The sequence below is a fragment of the Chitinophaga sp. genome (assembly GCF_036566945.1).
Taxonomy (GTDB): domain Bacteria; phylum Bacteroidota; class Bacteroidia; order Chitinophagales; family Chitinophagaceae; genus Chitinophaga.
The window spans coordinates 1-3109 of sequence record NZ_DATCVJ010001107.1 but is presented as its reverse complement, the minus strand read 5'-3'; the positions used below and the strand labels follow the sequence as shown (position 1 = coordinate 3109).

Here is a 3109-nt window from a genome sequence, read left to right as displayed (position 1 = left end):
TATCTTTAAACAATAAGTAATCTGTTATGAGAAATAAGAGAGCTGTTAAGTTGTTGGTAGCAATGCATCCCATGGAGCGGATCTTAGTGAGTCTGGGCTTGACTGCGGTGGTTTTCGCCACCCTGTTTTTTGCCAGAACGTCCCTGCATCCGTTGATCATGTATGTAATGTTATGGGACGTATTTGCCATTTCCTACATTACAACAGGCTGGATTGTTTTTTATAATCGTTCGGTAGATGAAATACGCAAGTGGGCAAGGGTGGATGATGGTAGCCGGATGTTTGTTTCGTTCTCCGTGGTGATAGCGGCTATTGCCAGCCTGGTAATTGTTTTATTGCTGATGCTCTCGAAGGATATTTCCGGCGGCTCAAAACTGGTGTATTTGCCGGTGGCGATTACCGGTATGCTGGCTTCCTGGACCATGGTACATACCACTTTAACTTTTCACTATGCGAATCTGTATTATGATGATGATGAGAAAGATGTTACCAAACATGCCGGGGGATTGGAGTTCCCGGGGGAAAAATCTCCGGATTATATAGACTTTGCTTATTTTTCTTTTGTAATAGGGATGACCTTCCAGGTATCGGATGTGGAAATCAGCAGGCGGATGATCCGGCGTACCGCCCTGGCGCATGGATTACTTTCTTTTGCATTGAATACTTTCGTGGTGGCATTAACCATTAACCTCATTGCAGGACTGAAACAATAGATCGTATAGCCTTGAGGGTTATACCCCGGTATCCATCTCCGGAAAAAAAATATAACAAATGACCGATCAGCGGTACCTCACCGAAATTTATTGCCTAAACGCCCGTTGGTAGCGGAGAAGGCTGGGGCAGCTTAGACCGGAAAACCCAAAAAAAATGCCCTTAAAAAGCATGAATATTCTTACCTTTACAAAAGAAACGAAAAAAAATTTTGGATTGTAAAACATTTTCCTATCTTTGCAATCCCAAACGAAAAATGCCGCGTTGGTCAAGGGGTTAAGACGCCTCCCTTTCACGGAGGAGTCACGGGTTCGATTCCCGTACGTGGTACAAGAAAAAGGACTTCTGCAAAGAGGTCCTTTTTTATTTCAACCATTTATTACCACACTTAAATATAGTTTGCCTGCAATCATCCGGCATGCTACATATTCACAACAACATTTAGTACTTTTATTGCTACACTGCTTCTTTCCCGGAAATTGCAATGATTCAAAGGCATATCAAGGCTAAAGCCCAACGATGGCAAAATGCAGTCAGGTATATAGTTTACCTGCTGTGGGTATTACTATACATTCCCGCCTCCTTTGGCCAACAGCCAGGCAACGTATCCTACAACTTTTCTCACCTGGATATCAGCAATGGGCTGGCCAGCAACCACGTGTCGGCTATTATGCAGGACCGGAAAGGGTTTATCTGGATTGCCAGCACCGCGCTGCAACGCTACGACGGTGCCAACCTGGTCACCATTGCCAGCTTTGACCGGGTACCTGGCTCTATCTATTACGATGATATTTGCCTCTGTGAAGATCATAAAGGCCGCATCTGGATGGGTACCCCCGATAATATTCGTGTATACGACCCTGTTACAGACCAGGTACGGGCATTGAAGGTATCCGATAGGGATATTCGGCCGGAAGGGCTGCAATGCAGCCAGATTGTGCAGGATCATGATGGTATTATATGGGCCACCACCCACGATGGCCTGCTCCGGTTCAACGAAAAAGCATTTAATTTCCAGAAAGCGGCCATTATCCCCGAAGCCGACAGAATACAAATGATGGACGCCATCATGGAAGATGAAGCCGGTAACCTCTGGATCAGTGGGAAAAGAGGCGTTTATGTACTGGACCGGCAACGGAAAAACTTATACAGCAGGACCAACAATCCGGAACACCTGCCCGTACTCGACATCGACAATACCTTTAAGAAAATATATACAGATGCCTACCACCAGATATGGCTGGCAGGCAGAAGTGCACAGCTGTACAACTACGATCCGGCTATCCGCCAACTGAAAAACTATATTTTCGACAAGCCTACCGGGAAACCAAACTGGCAAAAGCCAGTCTATGGGGACGCCATTTTCGACATCATCGCCGACAAGGAAAAAAACACCTGGATGGCCACCGAGAAGGGCGGCGTATTCCGATATAACGGCGTGCGGAAGACATTTGACCTGAAAATCACTGCCAACAATGACGATGAGAAAGGGTTTCATTATACCTATGAAGCCAACTGCTTTTTAAGCGACCGGGAAGGCCACCTCTGGATCGGCACGGACCTCGGCGTTAATATTCTCAGTCTGCATAATAAAACATTCCGCCTGCTGGACGACCGTACCAGGTTTCCCAACACCAACGCGCATTTGCCGGCCACAGAAGTGACCGGTATTTACCAGGCCACCAACGGGAATGTATACGTAGGCTACTGGGGGCAAGGGTTTAGCCGCTTAACCGCAGATCTCAACCTGGTGCAAAACTATGTACACAACGATGGACACCCCGACATCACACTCCCGGAAGAACGGGGACTGGTATGGAGTTTCGCCGAACTGAAAGACGGCACCATCCTCGTGGGACAGGAAAATGGCAACCTTTCCCTGTTCAATCCCACTACCGGGAAGTTCATCAAACACCTGACGTCGCCCACCTTATACGAACAAACGCTCCTGCACCTGCAGGTGCAAAACGATACCACCGTTTGGATTGGCTTATATAAAAGAGGACTGGCCAGCTGGAATCCGCAAACAAACACCTTCCAGGCTTTCAACCAAATAACGGACTCATTGAAACGCCCTGTATCCGTCATGGATATTGTGCCACAAGGGGACAGTTCCCTATGGCTGGGCACCAGCAGCGCAGGACTCATGCTGTTCAATACCTACACCCGCCGTATCTCGATCCGGGAATCTTTTACCTGGAATGCACATGCATACAGCAATATTACCTGTTTGCTGCCTTATAACGACAGCACCCTGCTGGCCGGCACTGATCACGGCCTATGGATCTATGACCCCCGGAAACATACCTATAAACCATTGCTAACGAACAATAAACTGTTTGATCAATGGGTGCTGAGTATGGAAGAAGGTGCATCCGGCGAAATCTGGCTTACCACG

Annotated in this window: 2 protein-coding genes and 1 tRNA gene; all 3 read left to right on the top strand. The window is 47.4% G+C overall.

Annotated features, from left to right (window positions below; all coding sequences use genetic code 11):
• Window positions 1–26 precede the first annotated feature (26 nt).
• Window positions 27–713, top strand: coding sequence for a DUF1345 domain-containing protein (locus tag VIP81_RS33240; RefSeq protein ID WP_331972505.1), 687 nt, complete (start codon window positions 27–29; stop codon window positions 711–713).
• 256 nt (window positions 714–969) lie between these two features.
• Window positions 970–1041, top strand: a tRNA-Glu gene (locus VIP81_RS33235).
• 154 nt (window positions 1042–1195) lie between these two features.
• A partial coding sequence (locus VIP81_RS33230; protein ID WP_331972503.1) for a ligand-binding sensor domain-containing protein occupies window positions 1196–3109 on the top strand: 1914 nt, incomplete at its 3' end.